The sequence below is a fragment of the uncultured Cohaesibacter sp. genome, from assembly GCF_963556055.3.
In the GTDB taxonomy this organism is placed as follows: domain Bacteria; phylum Pseudomonadota; class Alphaproteobacteria; order Rhizobiales; family Cohaesibacteraceae; genus Cohaesibacter.
Window position 1 is genome coordinate 1 of record NZ_CAUVYE020000015.1, and the last position, 14,080, is coordinate 14,080.

Annotated in this window: 12 protein-coding genes and 1 pseudogene; 10 read left to right on the forward strand and 3 right to left on the reverse strand. The window is 54.9% G+C overall.

What is annotated here, in order from left to right; translation table 11 throughout:
- A pseudogene (locus ACHZB8_RS12730) lies at window positions 1-627 on the forward strand (carbohydrate ABC transporter substrate-binding protein); the annotation flags it as partial.
- A 183-nt stretch (window positions 628-810) separates the two neighbouring features.
- On the opposite strand, the gene ACHZB8_RS12735 reads toward ACHZB8_RS12730, so the two are convergent.
- Both ACHZB8_RS12735 and ACHZB8_RS12740 read right to left on the reverse strand, forming a co-directional pair.
- The gene (locus ACHZB8_RS12735) at window positions 811-1,695 is read right to left on the reverse strand and encodes a hypothetical protein (protein WP_316860858.1); all 885 of its coding nucleotides are present in this window, start codon (window positions 1,693-1,695) and stop codon (window positions 811-813) included.
- Between the two features lie 260 nt (window positions 1,696-1,955).
- The gene (locus ACHZB8_RS12740) at window positions 1,956-2,549 is read right to left on the reverse strand and encodes a CDP-alcohol phosphatidyltransferase family protein (protein ID WP_316860860.1); all 594 of its coding nucleotides are present in this window, start codon (window positions 2,547-2,549) and stop codon (window positions 1,956-1,958) included.
- A 525-nt stretch (window positions 2,550-3,074) separates the two neighbouring features.
- On the opposite strand from ACHZB8_RS12740, the gene ACHZB8_RS12745 reads away from it, so the two are divergent.
- Entirely contained in the window at window positions 3,075-3,554 is a 480-nt protein-coding gene (locus ACHZB8_RS12745; protein ID WP_316860862.1) for a DUF2062 domain-containing protein, read from the forward strand.
- A gap of 162 nt (window positions 3,555-3,716) precedes the next feature.
- Here ACHZB8_RS12745 and ACHZB8_RS12750 read toward each other — a convergent pair whose 3' ends face one another.
- Window positions 3,717-4,355, reverse strand: coding sequence for a TetR family transcriptional regulator C-terminal domain-containing protein (locus ACHZB8_RS12750; RefSeq protein ID WP_316860864.1), 639 nt, complete (start codon window positions 4,353-4,355; stop codon window positions 3,717-3,719).
- Between the two features lie 263 nt (window positions 4,356-4,618).
- On the opposite strand from ACHZB8_RS12750, the gene ACHZB8_RS12755 reads away from it, so the two are divergent.
- The 8 genes from ACHZB8_RS12755 to ACHZB8_RS12790 all read left to right on the forward strand — a co-directional run bounded on the left by ACHZB8_RS12755 (window position 4,619) and on the right by ACHZB8_RS12790 (window position 14,033).
- Complete coding sequence (locus tag ACHZB8_RS12755; protein WP_394706190.1) at window positions 4,619-5,947, forward strand: aspartate aminotransferase family protein; 1,329 nt, start codon at window positions 4,619-4,621, stop codon at window positions 5,945-5,947.
- A gap of 3 nt (window positions 5,948-5,950) precedes the next feature.
- Window positions 5,951-7,441 carry a CoA-acylating methylmalonate-semialdehyde dehydrogenase gene (locus tag ACHZB8_RS12760; protein WP_316860866.1) on the forward strand — a complete coding sequence of 497 codons (1,491 nt, stop codon included), beginning with the start codon at window positions 5,951-5,953 and terminating at the stop codon, window positions 7,439-7,441.
- A gap of 102 nt (window positions 7,442-7,543) precedes the next feature.
- Window positions 7,544-8,785 carry a Zn-dependent hydrolase gene (locus tag ACHZB8_RS12765; protein WP_316860868.1) on the forward strand — a complete coding sequence of 414 codons (1,242 nt, stop codon included), beginning with the start codon at window positions 7,544-7,546 and terminating at the stop codon, window positions 8,783-8,785.
- 133 nt (window positions 8,786-8,918) lie between these two features.
- Window positions 8,919-10,373: a dihydropyrimidinase gene (gene hydA, locus ACHZB8_RS12770; RefSeq protein ID WP_316860869.1), complete on the forward strand. Its 1,455-nt coding sequence runs from the start codon at window positions 8,919-8,921 to the stop codon at window positions 10,371-10,373.
- A 90-nt stretch (window positions 10,374-10,463) separates the two neighbouring features.
- Window positions 10,464-11,267 (forward strand): ABC transporter ATP-binding protein, encoded by an 804-nt coding sequence (locus tag ACHZB8_RS12775; RefSeq protein WP_316860871.1) that lies wholly within the window; start codon window positions 10,464-10,466, stop codon window positions 11,265-11,267.
- Window positions 11,260-12,123, forward strand: coding sequence for an ABC transporter permease (locus tag ACHZB8_RS12780; protein WP_316860872.1), 864 nt, complete (start codon window positions 11,260-11,262; stop codon window positions 12,121-12,123). Before ACHZB8_RS12775 ends, ACHZB8_RS12780 begins: the two co-directional genes overlap by 8 nt.
- On the forward strand, window positions 12,120-12,965 hold the full coding sequence (locus tag ACHZB8_RS12785) for an ABC transporter permease (protein ID WP_394706191.1): 846 nt from the start codon (window positions 12,120-12,122) through the stop codon (window positions 12,963-12,965). Before ACHZB8_RS12780 ends, ACHZB8_RS12785 begins: the two co-directional genes overlap by 4 nt.
- Before the next feature lie 66 nt (window positions 12,966-13,031).
- A complete protein-coding gene (locus ACHZB8_RS12790; protein WP_316860873.1) occupies window positions 13,032-14,033 on the forward strand; it encodes an ABC transporter substrate-binding protein in 1,002 nt (333 codons plus the stop codon).
- Window positions 14,034-14,080 lie beyond the last annotated feature (47 nt).

The window sequence follows — 14,080 nt, forward strand, 5'->3', positions numbered from 1 at the left end:
GCAGACTTCAAAGAAGGTCTGGAACTGTATCAGCGTTTCACTGAAAAAGGCGTCATCGTTCCTTGGAAAACTGTCGCTGCTGCTGGCGCCAACATGCCACTGCACGAAAACCCTGCATGGGCAGATGGTCACATCGCTGGTACCTACCAGTGGGATACCACTTACCACAAAATTGCAGATCCTATGAATGAAGATGCAGAATTGATCCCAACACCAATTCTGAAAAATGCTGACGCGACCAACGATGGTGTGTTCCGCAAACCATCCATGCTGTTCTCGATCTCCAAGAACTCCAAGAACCAGAAAGCGGCTGCTGAAGTTGTCAACTGCCTGTTGACCGACAAAGGCGCTGTCGAAATCCTGGGCACCACTCGCGGTATCCCGGCTTCGAAAGCTGCTCTGAAAGTTCTTCAGGACGCAAACGCTATCGAGCCTGAGCTGATGAAAGCTCACCAGTTGGTTCTGGACGCAACCGGTCCGGCCATTTCACCATTCTTCGACCATCCGAAAGTTGTTGAACTCTATGGTGATACCATCGAAATGCTCGCTTATGGCGAAATGAGCGCAGACGAAGCAGCTGAAGAAATTCATGCTGGTTTGACTGAAATTCTTGAAGACCTGAAATAAGATCGATTGAGCTGTCCGGGTGTCAACCGGCACCCGGTCAACCGTTCATTCGTGACAGGAACCTTTGAATGTCTTCGTGACACCAAGTCATGAAGGGCGAACCCGGCGAGATATCTTGCCGGGTTTTTTATTTGGTCCGTCATGGCACAGATCAGTCATGGCACCAATCAGTCATGGCTCTGATCAGTCGACGAACAAGTCTCTTGCGAATTTTGAGAGGGATCTGCGTTCTCCGCTCGCCTTGAAGCCGGAAGAGGAAAGCTTGTAGTCCTGCTTCTGCATATATTCGATGCTGGACGTCAGAAGGGATCGCGTGATCTTGTATCCGGCCTGCATGTCATCCATGCTGCGATAGATCGGCTTGAGTTTTTGCGGCCTGCTCAGAGTTTCGAACATGCTCTCGTTTCTGCCCTTTTTCAGCAGACTGAACAAGTTGAGATCCTCGGGCCGATGTGCATCCGAGCCGTAACATTGCCCAACACCTGCGGGAACAAGGCCAGAGGGAAACTGCGTGGTCTTCGCTATCCGTTCCTTGAAGCGTGTGGCCGGCAGCATCTCGATCGGAACCTCCAGAAACGAACCGTTTGACATCTCGATATAGTCGAAATGCTGCAACAGGCTTCGTGTTTTCTCAAGGCCTATTCCGGTCACGATGCCGGTATTGCTGGGCGAAAAAGGGTGCGGCAAGACAAGGATGCCATCATTCCGACGCAAGGCATGAACATCATGGATGGACCAGGAAAAAGCCGGAGCCTTTTCCACCGCATCGACAAGCGCCTTGCGGGTCGGAAAAAGTTGAATGACCTCGACCCCTTCCTTCGAGATATTTTCAAGACCCGGAATGACCCAGGTCTTCAATCCATGGTGCCGAACCATGGCATCTAGAAAGTCATAGGCTTCAATTGGATCCTTGTAGGCGTGTTCTGTTGAACAAAGGCCATCCAGATGCATGACTGTCTTGGACAAGGCAAGAGAAATCCTGCGTCTTTTGGCATTGGAGCGTCGAAAGACATTGGCATGAAAATGCATGTCGATTGCAAAAGCATCCTGTGGTTCAATCACACCCATTCAGGCCCATTCCTCATATCCATGGCAAGAAGACGTCAATTCACATCTATCTGGCTGTGTCAGATTATTCAAAAGCTTGCGATGTTACAAAAGCTTCCATTGTTTATTCGAGTGACACCCATTTGAGGCATTTTTCTGTTCAGAGGGGCCTCATTTGTTGGCCAAGTCTAGCAAGCGGCGCGGCACCAATCCACATAATTCGGTTTTGACTCCCAAAATCGCTTCGTGGCCACCTCCATTTTGCCGCGGCGTCTTTCACATTATTTCAAATGGCGGAAAATCGTGCGGAACAGAAACAGGAAATAGCCAATATAGTAGACCAGAAAGATTGCCGAAAAGACGTCCAAAAACAGGCTCTGATGCAGATAGAGCGATGCAATGTAGATCGCGAAATAGAAATACTTGACCCGGACGATCAAGGGAAGCTGCAATTTGAGCAGATTGCAGACGACCATCAAATAGATGGTATGGGCATAGAAGAAAGCAAACAGGATATTGAGGGCCGGATTTGCCCCCAGCCAGTGGATCGCGCCGATGGTGACCAGAAATACGCCGAACTGATCCATGATGATGTCGACAAGCGAACCGCCCTGGCTTTCGGCATTTGTTATCCTGGCCAATGGCCCATCAAGCCCATCCATCAGGATGTAAAGGCCAAATCCGGCCGCGACCCATGGCCAATGCTGGCCCGGTATGGCAACGGCGATTGCAGCAAACAGGCCCCCAAGCAGGCTGATCATGGTTGGCGTTACGCCCAGAGACGCCAGGGGGCGGACAATGGGATAGAAAAGCCAATCGCGGATCGCTCGGAATGCGGATTGCCCGGAGCTTTCGCCTTTGTTGAAATAATCCAAAATCGCAGCGCCTTATCATCTTGATAGGTGGTTTGGCCGATTCTTGACAGATCTTGTCAGTTTTCTCAAGGGTTTGCCCAAATGATCACGACATTCCTTCCCCACACCACCTTTCATAACGCAGCCTTGCTATTCTCAAAAGTGACGTTGAACGATCACCCACTATTTGATAAGCCAGTTTTTGCAAGATTGGGACTTTTCGTCGCGGTTCCATTGGCGTAACCATGACTCGTTCAAATTTTGAAATAATTCTCTTCGAGGGCAAAAAATAAAGAAATTGTGTGATAGTGTGAAGGCTGCGTCGGATCATTAGCTTCAGTGCGGATCCCCAACTGCTCCATGACATTTCGTTATTTGGGAAAACAAGAAAGAGCGAACCTTGATTTTTGGCCGCAAGAACAAACCCAATAGCATGGAAAGACTGCGTGTGTTTCTTTGGCCACGTCGCAGCTGGAAACGCTCTGGCCTTTATTATATCAAACGGGTTCTGCGGCTTACCGCTCGCCCTATGCAATTGCGGCCGGGGTGGCAGCTGGCGTCTTCGCTTCGTTTACACCCTTTCTCGGATTTCATTTCTTCATTGCCTGGACAATTGCCTTTCTGATTGGTGGCAATCTGCTCGCAGCGGCGGTCGGCACGGCGATTGGCAACCCGTTGAGCTTTCCCTTCATCTGGATGGCGACCTATACGACCGGTTGCCTCATTCTGGGTGAGCCCATGGTTCATCAGAGCGCCCACGCCCTCAAGCATACCTTGATGTCACATTCGCTATCGTCGATTTTTCCGGTCATAAAGATCATGGCGGTAGGGGGCATTCCCATCGGTCTGGCCTTCGCCCTGTTTTTCTACTATCTGACCCGGCAGGCCGCTCGCACCTATCAGCATCGACGCAAGACCATGCTGGCGGAAAAAGCGTTCGAGGCGGGGCGCTGGCGCAAAGAGATCGCCGAACGCAAGGAAATTGCCGAGCACAAGGATATCGTCAGTGAAACGGCTCATGGCTGAAGCCTGTGGCGTTGCCCCCTGCGCGACCCGCCATACCTGATCCCTCATGAGCGATGGTCCGAGTGAGCCCAGCCTCCTCCAAAGACGAGACATCAAACAGCTTCAAAGACATCAGGCCCCTCTAGAAAATATCGGGAACATCGATCTGTGACAGCAGGCTTCTTAGTGCTTGCCGTTTTTGCAGATCCCGAACAGCAGCAGTGCCTTGACCGCTTGCTTGGTTTCTTCCCACTGGTGCTCAGTGAGTTCACTGCCTTCGTTGATGGTCGAAATCTGGTGCTTGAAGTCGGCGTAATGCTGGGTCGTTGCCCAAATGGCAAACAGCAGATGACGGCCACTGACCGGGCGTATCTTGCCTTCCTTGACCCAATTCTCAATTACCGCGACCCGCTCTTCGGTCCATGAGCGCAATTCCGTTTCCAGATAATCGTGAACGATGGGCGCCCCTTGAATGATCTCATTGGCCCAGACCTTGGAGCCATAGGGTCTGGTGCGAGCCAGCTCGAGCTTTGTGTCGATATAGGCACCGAGAGCGGTTTCCGGGTCGGCATGGTCATGGATTTCGTCCGCCGCAGCTCGCCAGACATTGAAAATATCCTCCACCACGGTGCGATAGAGCTGCTCCTTGGTCGAGAAATAATAGACAATATTGGACTTGGGCAGCCCTGCTTCATCGGCGATTTTGCTTATGGAAGCCCCTCGATAGCCATATTCGGCAAAGACGATCTCGGCGGCGGTCAGGATCTTTTCAATATTCTTTTCTCTGTTTAATTGCTGCTTTGAGAACTGTGAGGCTTCCATAAGAGATCCCGTATTTCTTTTGCAGTGCAACAGCACCGCTTACTTCAAATTTCGCGCTTTAGTCTTGGGCCGACCCTGTTGATAGCTTGGCTTCATCAACAAAAAGCGTCTGTTTTTTATTCCAACCACCGGCTGAATTTTAAGCACTTGCCCTAATGAAATGCATCCATCAAATTTTCTGACCGATCGTGCGGATAAATTATTGACCGATCGTGCAGGCGGTGTAATCGTTCTTAACACGAAAGGCGCATTTGGCAAAAAAAATGTGCCACGAGGAGAGAAAAATGCAAAATGATTTGTCAGCTTTCTGGATGCCATTTACGGCTAATCGGCAGTTCAAATCTGCGCCGCGCATGTTTGTTTCAGCCGAAGGCATGCATTACAAAACGTCCGACAATCGTACGATTCTGGACGGAACGGCGGGGCTGTGGTGCTGCAATGCCGGGCACAAGCGACCCAAGATAACAGAAGCGATCAAGGCGCAGGCAGACGAGCTGGATTATGCGCCCGCTTTTCAGATGGGCCACCCCAAGGCGTTCGAGTTGGCAAGCATGGTGCGCGACATGGCGCCGGAGCCGTTCGAGCATGTGTTTTTCACCAATTCAGGATCGGAGTCGGTCGAAACGGCGCTCAAGATCGCCCTTGCCTATCACCATGCCAGAGGCGAAGGACAGCGCACCCGCCTGATCGGGCGCGAGCGCGGCTATCACGGCGTCAATTTCGGCGGCATTTCGGTCGGCGGTATCGTCAGCAACCGCCGCATGTTCGGCTCGCTGCTGACCGGCGTTGACCATCTGCCCGCAACCCATCTGCCAGAGCAGAACAGTTTTGTGCGCGGACAACCCGAACATGGCGCGGATCTGGCTGATGAATTGTTGCGCATCATCGCGCTGCACGGGCCGGAAACCATCGCCGCGGTGATTGTCGAACCGGTCTCGGGCTCCACTGGCGTCCTCATCCCACCCAAGGGCTATCTCGAGCGCCTGCGTGCAATCACCGAGCAGCATGGCATCCTGTTGATTTTTGATGAAGTCATCACCGGCTTTGGCCGCCTTGGTGCGCCTTTCGCGGCTGACTATTTCGGCGTCATGCCCGACCTTATAACCTGCGCCAAGGGCCTGACCAATGGCGTTATTCCAATGGGCGCGGTGTTGGCGACGGCCAAGATTCACGATGCCTTCATGACAGGTCCCGAGCATGTGATCGAGCTGTTCCACGGCTACACCTATTCGGGCAATCCGATGGCCTCTGCCGCAGGCATCGCGACGCTTGAGACCTACAAGGAAGAAGGCTTGTTTGAACGGGCCAACGCCCTGGCTTCCTATTGGGAAGATGGCCTTCACAGCCTCAAGGGGCTGCCGCTGGTCAAGGATCTGCGCAACCTTGGGCTTATCGGAGCCATCGAGCTGGAGCCCATCGCAGGCGAGCCGACCAAACGGGCATTCTCAGCTTTCCTCAAGGCTTACGACGCGGGACTGCTCATTCGCACGACCGGCGACATCATTGCGCTATCACCGCCGCTAATCATCGAAAAATCGCAAATAGATCAAATATTTGACACGCTTTCAAGCATTATCAAGGAGCTCGACTGAGCCATGTATCTGGTAAAGAATCTCATCAATGGCGAGGCCGTTGCCTCCACTTCGGGCTGGGAAAGCGCCATTTTCAACCCAGCAACCGGCGAACAGATCGGCACGGTTGGCCTGTCGAGCAAAGACGAGGTCAATGCTGCGGTTGCGGTTGCCAAGGCGGCCCAGCCAGCATGGGGCGCAACCAGCCCGGCCAAACGGGCTCGGGTGATGTTCACCTTCGCGGCGCTTTTACGCGAACGGGCCGATGATGTCGCCCGCGAGATCAGCCGCGAACATGGCAAGACCCATGATGATGCGCTGGGCGAAGTCGCCCGTGCGTTGGAGGTGGTCGAATTTGCCTCAGCCGCTCCGGAATTACTCAAGGGCGAATTCTCCCGCAATGTCGGACCGGGCATCGACACCCATTCCGAACGCCAGCCGCTTGGCGTTGTTGCGGGCATCACGCCTTTCAACTTCCCGGCGATGGTGCCAATGTGGATGTTCCCGATGGCGATTGCCTGTGGCAACAGCTTTGTGCTGAAGCCGTCCGAGCGGGATCCGTCTGCGGCCCTGTTTGTGAGTGAATTGCTGCTTGAAGCCGGTCTTCCTGCCGGTATTCTCAATGTCGTCCATGGTGACAAGAGCGCCGTCGACACTCTGCTCGATCATCCCGACATCAAGGCGGTGAGCTTCGTCGGCTCCACCCCGATCGCGGAATATGTCTATCGTCGCGGCACGGACAGCGCCAAGCGCGTGCAGGCGCTTGGTGGTGCCAAGAACCACATGATCATCATGCCGGACGCGGATATGGATCAGGCCGCCGATGCCCTCATGGGGGCCGGTTATGGCTCCGCAGGCGAACGCTGCATGGCCGTTTCTGTTGCGGTTCCCATTGGCGAGGACACCGCGACGCGCCTTGTCGATGCGCTCAAGCCAAAGGTCGAGGCGCTCAAGATCGGACCATCCAGCGACAGCAGCGCCGAAATGGGTCCGGTGATCACCGCCGAGGCGAAGAACCGCATTGTCAGCCTCATCGACAGCGGTGTTGAGCAGGGAGCCGAGCTTGTGGTCGATGGCCGCGACTTCTCGCTGCAAGGCTATGAGAATGGCTATTTTTTGGGCGGCTCCCTGTTCGACAAGGTGCGCCCCGACATGGATATCTACAAAACCGAGATTTTCGGACCGGTCCTTTCGGTGCTTGAGCCTCAGACTTTCGACAGTGCTGTTGAGCTTATCAATGAGCATGAATATGGCAATGGCACAGCGATTTTTACACGCAATGGCGACGCAGCCCGCAAATTCTCGATGGGCATCGAGGTCGGCATGGTTGGCGTCAATGTGCCGATTCCGGTGCCGGTAGCCTTCCATTCCTTCGGTGGATGGAAGCGCTCGGCCTTTGGATCTCACGGCATTTATGGCCCCGAGGCTGTCCATTTCTACACCCGATTGAAAACCACCACGACCCGCTGGCCAGAGGGCATTTCGCAAGGGGCAAGTTTCACCTTCCCAAGTTAGGGAGTGTTCTAGCCAGGATCGGGCACATTTATTGCATCAAGCGCCAAACCAAATGAGCCAGAAAGGCCGGGCGCTTCCAGAGGAAAGACAGGGAACAGACAGATGAAGAAAAATCTTCGCATTGATTCAGACCGCCTTTGGCAGTCCATCATGGATATGGCGAAAATCGGACCCGGCATTGCTGGCGGGAACAATCGCCAGACGCTGACCGACGAGGACGCAGAAGGACGCGCCCTGTTCAAGAGCTGGTGCGATGAGGCTGGCCTGTCCATGGGTGTCGACAAGATGGGCACCATGTTCATGACCCGTCCGGGCACCGATCCGGACGCCCTGCCCGTCTATGTCGGCTCCCATCTCGATACCCAACCAACGGGCGGCAAATATGACGGTGTGCTCGGGGTCTTGAGTGCTCTGGAACTGGTTCGCACCCTCAATGATGCGGACATCAAGACCAAACATCCGATTGTCGTGACCAACTGGGCCAATGAAGAAGGTGCCCGCTTCTCGCCGCCGATGCTGGCGTCCGGCGTGTTTGCCGGCATCCATACGCTCGATTATGCCTATAACCGTCAGGATCTTGAAGGCATGACCTACGGCGATGAGCTCAAGCGCATCGACTGGGTGGGCGATGAGGAAGTCGGTGCGCGCAAGATGCACGCCTATTTCGAATATCACATCGAACAGGGCCCTATCCTTGAAGCGGAAAACAAGGAAATCGGCGTTGTCACCCATTGCCAGGGTCTGTGGTGGCTTGAATTCACTCTCGCGGGCAAGGAAGCCCATACCGGCTCCACTCCAATGGCCATGCGTGTCAATGCCGGTCTCGCCATGGCGCGGATTTTCGAGATGGTCCAGGAGGTCACCATGGCCGCCCAGCCAAATGCCGTGGGTGGCGTCGGACAGGTGACCTTCAGCCCCAATTCCCGCAATGTTTTGCCCGGCACCGTGATCTTTACGGTCGATATCCGTACCGTCGATCCGGAGAAGCTCAACAACATGCGCGACAGCATCAAGGAACGCGCAGCCAAGATCTGTGAAGAGCTGGGCGTAGGCTGTTCGGTGGAACAGGTCGGCCAGTTCGATCCGGTCACCTTTGATCCGACCCTTGTCGAGCGGGTGCGCAATGCGGCGATTGATCTTGGCTATTCGCACATGGATCTGGTGTCCGGTGCAGGCCATGACGCCTGCTGGGCAGCACGTGTCGCTCCAACGACCATGATCATGTGCCCGTGCGTTGATGGGCTCTCGCATAATGAAGCCGAGGACATCTCACAAAGCTGGGCAACAGCGGGGGCAGACGTTCTGTTGCAGGCGGTTTTGGAAACAGCGGAGATCGTTGAGTAAAGCTGTCAGAAGACGCGAATGGAGGTCGGGTCTCCAGAACAAGAGAGAGGGCAAAAAGCCCCATAAGATCCGACCCTTAGCAATCACCAAAGACGCGAATTCGCGATTTACGCGAAAAACTGGGAACAGCAACATGAGCACTGTGATCAAAGGCGGCACCATTGTCACCGCCGATCTGACTTACCAAGCCGACGTCAAAATCGAAGATGGCGTCATCATCGAAATCGGTCCGAACCTGTCGGGCGATGAGACACTTGATGCAACGGGCTGCTATGTCATGCCCGGCGGCATCGACCCCCATGTGCATCTGGAAATGCCTTTCATGGGCACCTATTCGTCCGATGATTTTGCATCGGGCACCCGCGCCGCCGTTGCGGGTGGGACGACCATGGTCGTCGACTTCTGTCTGCCGGACCCCGGCCAGAGCCTGATGGATGCGCTGATGCGCTGGGATAACAAATCCACTTTGGCCACCTGCGACTATTCCTTCCATATGGCCATCACATGGTGGGGCGAGCAGGTTTTCAATGAGATGAAGACCGTCGTTCAGGAAAAAGGCATCAACACCTTCAAGCATTTCCTTGCCTATAAGGGATCCTTGATGGTCAATGATGACGAGCTGTTTGCCTCCTTCCAACGTTGCTCAGAGCTGGGTGCCATGCCGCTGGTCCATGCAGAAAATGGCGATGTGGTTGCCTCCATGTCCGCCAAACTGCTGGCCGATGGCAACACAGGCCCAGAGGCACACGCCTATTCCCGCCCGCCGGAAGTGGAAGGGGAAGCCACCAACCGTGCCATCATGATCGCCGATATGGCCGGTGTGCCGCTTTATGTGGTTCATACCTCGTGCGAGCAGAGCCACGAAGCCATTCGCCGCGCCCGCCAGAAAGGCATGCGCGTTTATGGTGAGCCGCTGATCCAGCATCTGACCCTTGATGAAAGCGAATATTTCGACAAGGACTGGGATCACGCAGCCCGCCGGGTGATGAGCCCTCCGTTCCGCAACAAGCAGCATCAGGACAGCTTGTGGGCCGGATTGCAGGCAGGATCCCTGTCTTGCGTGGCAACGGACCATTGCGCCTTTACCACTGACCAGAAACGCTATGGCTTCAGCGATTTCACCAAGATCCCGAATGGCACCGGCGGCCTTGAAGATCGCCTGCCAATGCTCTGGACCCATGGTGTGGGCACCGGTCGTCTGACAATGAATGAATTTGTTGCGGTGACCTCGACCAATATCGCCAAGATCCTCAACATGTATCCCAAAAAGGGAGCCATCCTCGTCGGCTCCGACGCCGATATTGTGGTCTGGGATCCGACATTGTCCAAGACCATCAGCGCCGCTACGCAGGTTTCCACCATCGACTATAGCGTCTTTGAAGGCAAACAGGTCACTGGCCTGCCGCGCTTCACCTTGTCCCGCGGCAAGGTTGTGGTCGAAGAGAGCACATTGAAGGCCGAGGAAAGCCACGGCAAATTCGTTGCCCGCCAACCTTACGGAGCCGTCAATAAGGCGCTTTCAACCTGGAAGGAACTGGTCTCTCCACGTCCGATCGAACGCAAGGGCATTCCGGCTTCCGGCGTATAGGTCTGACAGACAGATCTGCGGATTTCACTGGTGCAATCCGCAGATCATCAAGACAACAACAGTGTTACAGCTTTACGGGAACAACAAACCATGATGCATCACGACTTCCATGTGGTCTCAGCCAAGGACTTGTGTCTGACGTTCCAGACCAATGACGGGCCGGTTCACGCGCTCAAGGATGTCAATCTGCAAATCGACAAGGGCGACTTTGTCAGTTTCATCGGACCTTCGGGCTGTGGCAAAACAACGTTTCTGCGAGCTATTGCGGCTCTTGAGCACCCCACGTCCGGAGAATTGACTGTCAATGGAACGACACCGGAAATGGCGCGTCAGGATCGCGCCTATGGCTATGTCTTTCAGGCCGCCGGTCTCTATCCCTGGCGCACCATCGCGAAAAACATCAAGCTGCCGCTCGAGATCATGGGCTTTACCAAGGCAGAACAGAACAAGCGGGTCGAGAAGGTCTTGAAGCTTGTTGATCTGGAAGGCTTTGGCAACAAGTTTCCATGGCAATTGTCAGGCGGCATGCAGCAGCGTGCCTCGATTGCCCGCGCCCTGTCATTCGATGCCGACATCCTTTTGATGGACGAGCCATTCGGCGCCCTTGACGAGATCGTGCGTGACCATCTCAACGAGCAATTGCTCAAGCTCTGGGCGAGCACCGGAAAGACCATCGGCTTTGTGACCCACTCCATCCCGGAAGCCGTTTATCTGTCGACGAAAATCGTGGTGATGAGCCCGCGTCCGGGCCGCATCACCGATGTGATTGAAAGCACATTGCCAAAGGAACGCCCGTTATCCATTCGCGACAGCAAGGAATTCATCGATATTGCCCACCGGGTGCGCGAAGGCTTGCGCGCCGGGCACGGAGACAACGGAGCAGACAATGCGTAAGTTGTTTGCCATTTGCACGGTTGTTCTGGTCATTGTGGCGCTCTGGTATGCCGCTGCGGTGAAAATGAATGCCAAATGGGCCTACGATCAGGCCGCCCGCGCCAAGGTGGAGCTGTCCTTCTCCGAGCTTGTTAAAGATACATGGAGCCAGGAACGCCCTGTCCTGCCCGCCCCGCATCAGGTGGTCAAGGAACTTTGGGGCACGACTGTCATGAAAAAGGTGACCTCGAAACGGTCGCTGATTTTCCATGGCTGGATCACGCTTGAAGCCACTTTGCTCGGCTTTGCGGTGGGCACTCTTCTGGGCATTCTGCTCTCGGTCGGGATCATCTATATCCGCGCCATGGATATGAGCGTCATGCCCTGGGCCATCGCTTCCCAGACGGTGCCGATCCTCGCCATTGCACCGATGATCATCGTCGTGCTGAATTCTGTCGGCATTCAGGGACTCATCCCCAAGGCGATCATCTCGGCCTATCTGAGTTTTTTCCCAGTGCTTGTGGGCATGGTCAAGGGGCTGCGCTCGCCCGATCACATGCAACTTGATCTGCTCAAGACCTATAACGCCTCCAAGAGCGACGCCTTTTTCAAGCTGCGGCTGCCGTCCTCTGTGCCTTATCTCTTCACCTCCATGAAGGTGGGTATTGCCGCGTCGCTGGTCGGAACCATCGTCGGCGAGTTGCCAACCGGGGCCATTCGCGGGTTGGGGGCCCGCCTGCTGACCGGCTCATACTATGGCCAGACGATTCAGATGTGGGCCGCCCTGTTCGCCGCCGCCATCCTTGCCGCGAGCCTTGTGGCCATCGTCGGGGCAACCGAGAAAACCGTCTTGAAGAGAATGGGGATGATCCGATGACCCTTCTATTGATTGCCTTTGCCATCTGGATTGCGGCTTCCTATGTGAATGTGATGCTGTCGCGCTCCTCCGCTCACAAAACGTTGCTGGTGCGCTTTCTGGTACCTTTCATCTTTGGTGTGACGATCTTCATCGTGTGGGAGCTTCTTGTAAGAGGGCTGAATATTCCGATGGTGATTCTGCCCTCTCCTTCGGTCATTGCCACCAAACTCGCCAGCTCGACCGGCATTCTCTGGGCAGATTTCTTCCAGACCTTCGTCAAGGGGGCTCTGACCGGCTATATCATGGGCTGCGGCGCGGCCTTTCTCACCGCGATCCTCATCGACCGGGTGCCCTTCCTGCAATTGGGCCTTTTGCCGGTTGGCAACTTCGTGGCGGCACTGCCCATCGTCGGTATCGCACCGATTCTGGTGATGTGGTTCGGCTTTGACTGGCAGTCAAAGGCAGCGGTGGTTGTCATCATGGTCTTCTTCCCGATGTTGGTGAATACCGTGCAAGGCCTTTCGGCAACGGATCACATGCAGCGTGACCTGATGAAGACCTATGCCGCCAGCTATCGCGACACGCTTGTGAAACTGCGGTTGCCGGCAGCCATGCCTTTCATTTTCAACGGCCTTAAAATCTCGACGACCTCAGCCCTTATCGGCGCGATTGTCGCTGAGTTTTTCGGCTCTCCCATCGTTGGGATGGGATTTCGCATTTCCACAGAAGTTGGAAAACTCGGCCTCGACATGGTTTGGGCCGAAATCACGGTAGCGGCTATCGCAGGGTCCGTATTTTACGGCGCTGTTGCCGCGATCGAAAAAGGGGTGACCTTCTGGCACCCATCTCAAAGAGGCTAAAAAAGACCTCAACAAAACGACAATAAATAGCATCACCTTGTCTAAGCAAACCATAGGGATCCACATATGATCAAGACATTCAAATACGTTGCTTCAGGGGCTGTCATTGCCGCTTCCCTGTTTACTGCGGGCTCGGCTTTTGCCGCTGATGCCTTCACCCTCCAGCTCAAGTGGGTGACCCAGGCTCAGTTTGCCGGTTACTATGTCGCTCTGGAAAAAGGCTTCTATGAAGAAGAAGATCTTGATGTCACCATCAAACCGGGCGGCCCGGACATTGCTCCGACCCAGATTCTGGCAGGCGGTGGTGCCGATGTCGTCGTCGACTGGATGCCATCAGCTCTGGCCGCTCGCGAAAAAGGTCTGCCTCTGGTCAATATCGCCCAGCCTTTCAAATCATCTGGCATGATGCTGACCTGCCTCAAGGAAAGCGGCGTCAAGAGCCCGGAAGATTTCCCCGGCAAAACCCTCGGCGTCTGGTTCTTTGGCAACGAATATCCGTTCCTGAGCTGGATGAGCATCCTTGGCGTTCCGACCGAAGGTGGCGACAAAGGCGTAACCGTCCTGAAACAGGGCTTCAACGTTGATCCGCTGCTCCAGAAACAGGCCGCCTGCATCTCGACCATGACCTATAACGAATATTGGCAGGTTATCGATGCCGGTATCAGCGCAGACGATCTGATCACCTTCAAATATGAAGATCAGGGCGTTGCCACGCTGGAAGACGGCCTCTATGTGCTGGAAGACAAGCTGGCTGACGAGGCCGAAGTCGACAAACTGGTTCGCTTCGTTCGCGCATCCATGAAAGGCTGGAAATATGCCGAAACCAATCCGGATGAAGCAGCGGACATTGTTCTGGAATATGACGAAACCGGTGCCCAGACCGAAAAGCACCAGAAGCGCATGATGGGCGAGATCGCCAAGCTGACCGCCGGGTCCAACGGCGCACTTGATCTTGCCGACTATGAACGCACCGTCAAAACCCTGATGAGCGGCGGTTCCTCGCCAGTAATCACCAAGGCTCCTGAAGGTGCCTATACCCTCAAGATCACGGATGCTGCTCTGAAATAGAACAGGTCCGGTATTGCGCCCGGTTCCTGGTTATTCCGGGCGCAATC

Coding starts and splice junctions, on each gene's coding strand:
- ACHZB8_RS12735 (WP_316860858.1), bottom strand. CDS start 1,695: ATGGGTGTGATTGAACCACAGGATGCTTTTGCAATCGACATGCATTTT.
- ACHZB8_RS12750 (WP_316860864.1), bottom strand. CDS start 4,355: ATGGAAGCCTCACAGTTCTCAAAGCAGCAATTAAACAGAGAAAAGAAT.
- ACHZB8_RS12755 (WP_394706190.1), top strand. CDS start 4,619: ATGTGCCACGAGGAGAGAAAAATGCAAAATGATTTGTCAGCTTTCTGG.
- ACHZB8_RS12760 (WP_316860866.1), top strand. CDS start 5,951: ATGTATCTGGTAAAGAATCTCATCAATGGCGAGGCCGTTGCCTCCACT.
- ACHZB8_RS12765 (WP_316860868.1), top strand. CDS start 7,544: ATGAAGAAAAATCTTCGCATTGATTCAGACCGCCTTTGGCAGTCCATC.
- hydA (WP_316860869.1), top strand. CDS start 8,919: ATGAGCACTGTGATCAAAGGCGGCACCATTGTCACCGCCGATCTGACT.
- ACHZB8_RS12775 (WP_316860871.1), top strand. CDS start 10,464: ATGATGCATCACGACTTCCATGTGGTCTCAGCCAAGGACTTGTGTCTG.
- ACHZB8_RS12780 (WP_316860872.1), top strand. CDS start 11,260: ATGCGTAAGTTGTTTGCCATTTGCACGGTTGTTCTGGTCATTGTGGCG.
- ACHZB8_RS12785 (WP_394706191.1), top strand. CDS start 12,120: ATGACCCTTCTATTGATTGCCTTTGCCATCTGGATTGCGGCTTCCTAT.
- ACHZB8_RS12790 (WP_316860873.1), top strand. CDS start 13,032: ATGATCAAGACATTCAAATACGTTGCTTCAGGGGCTGTCATTGCCGCT.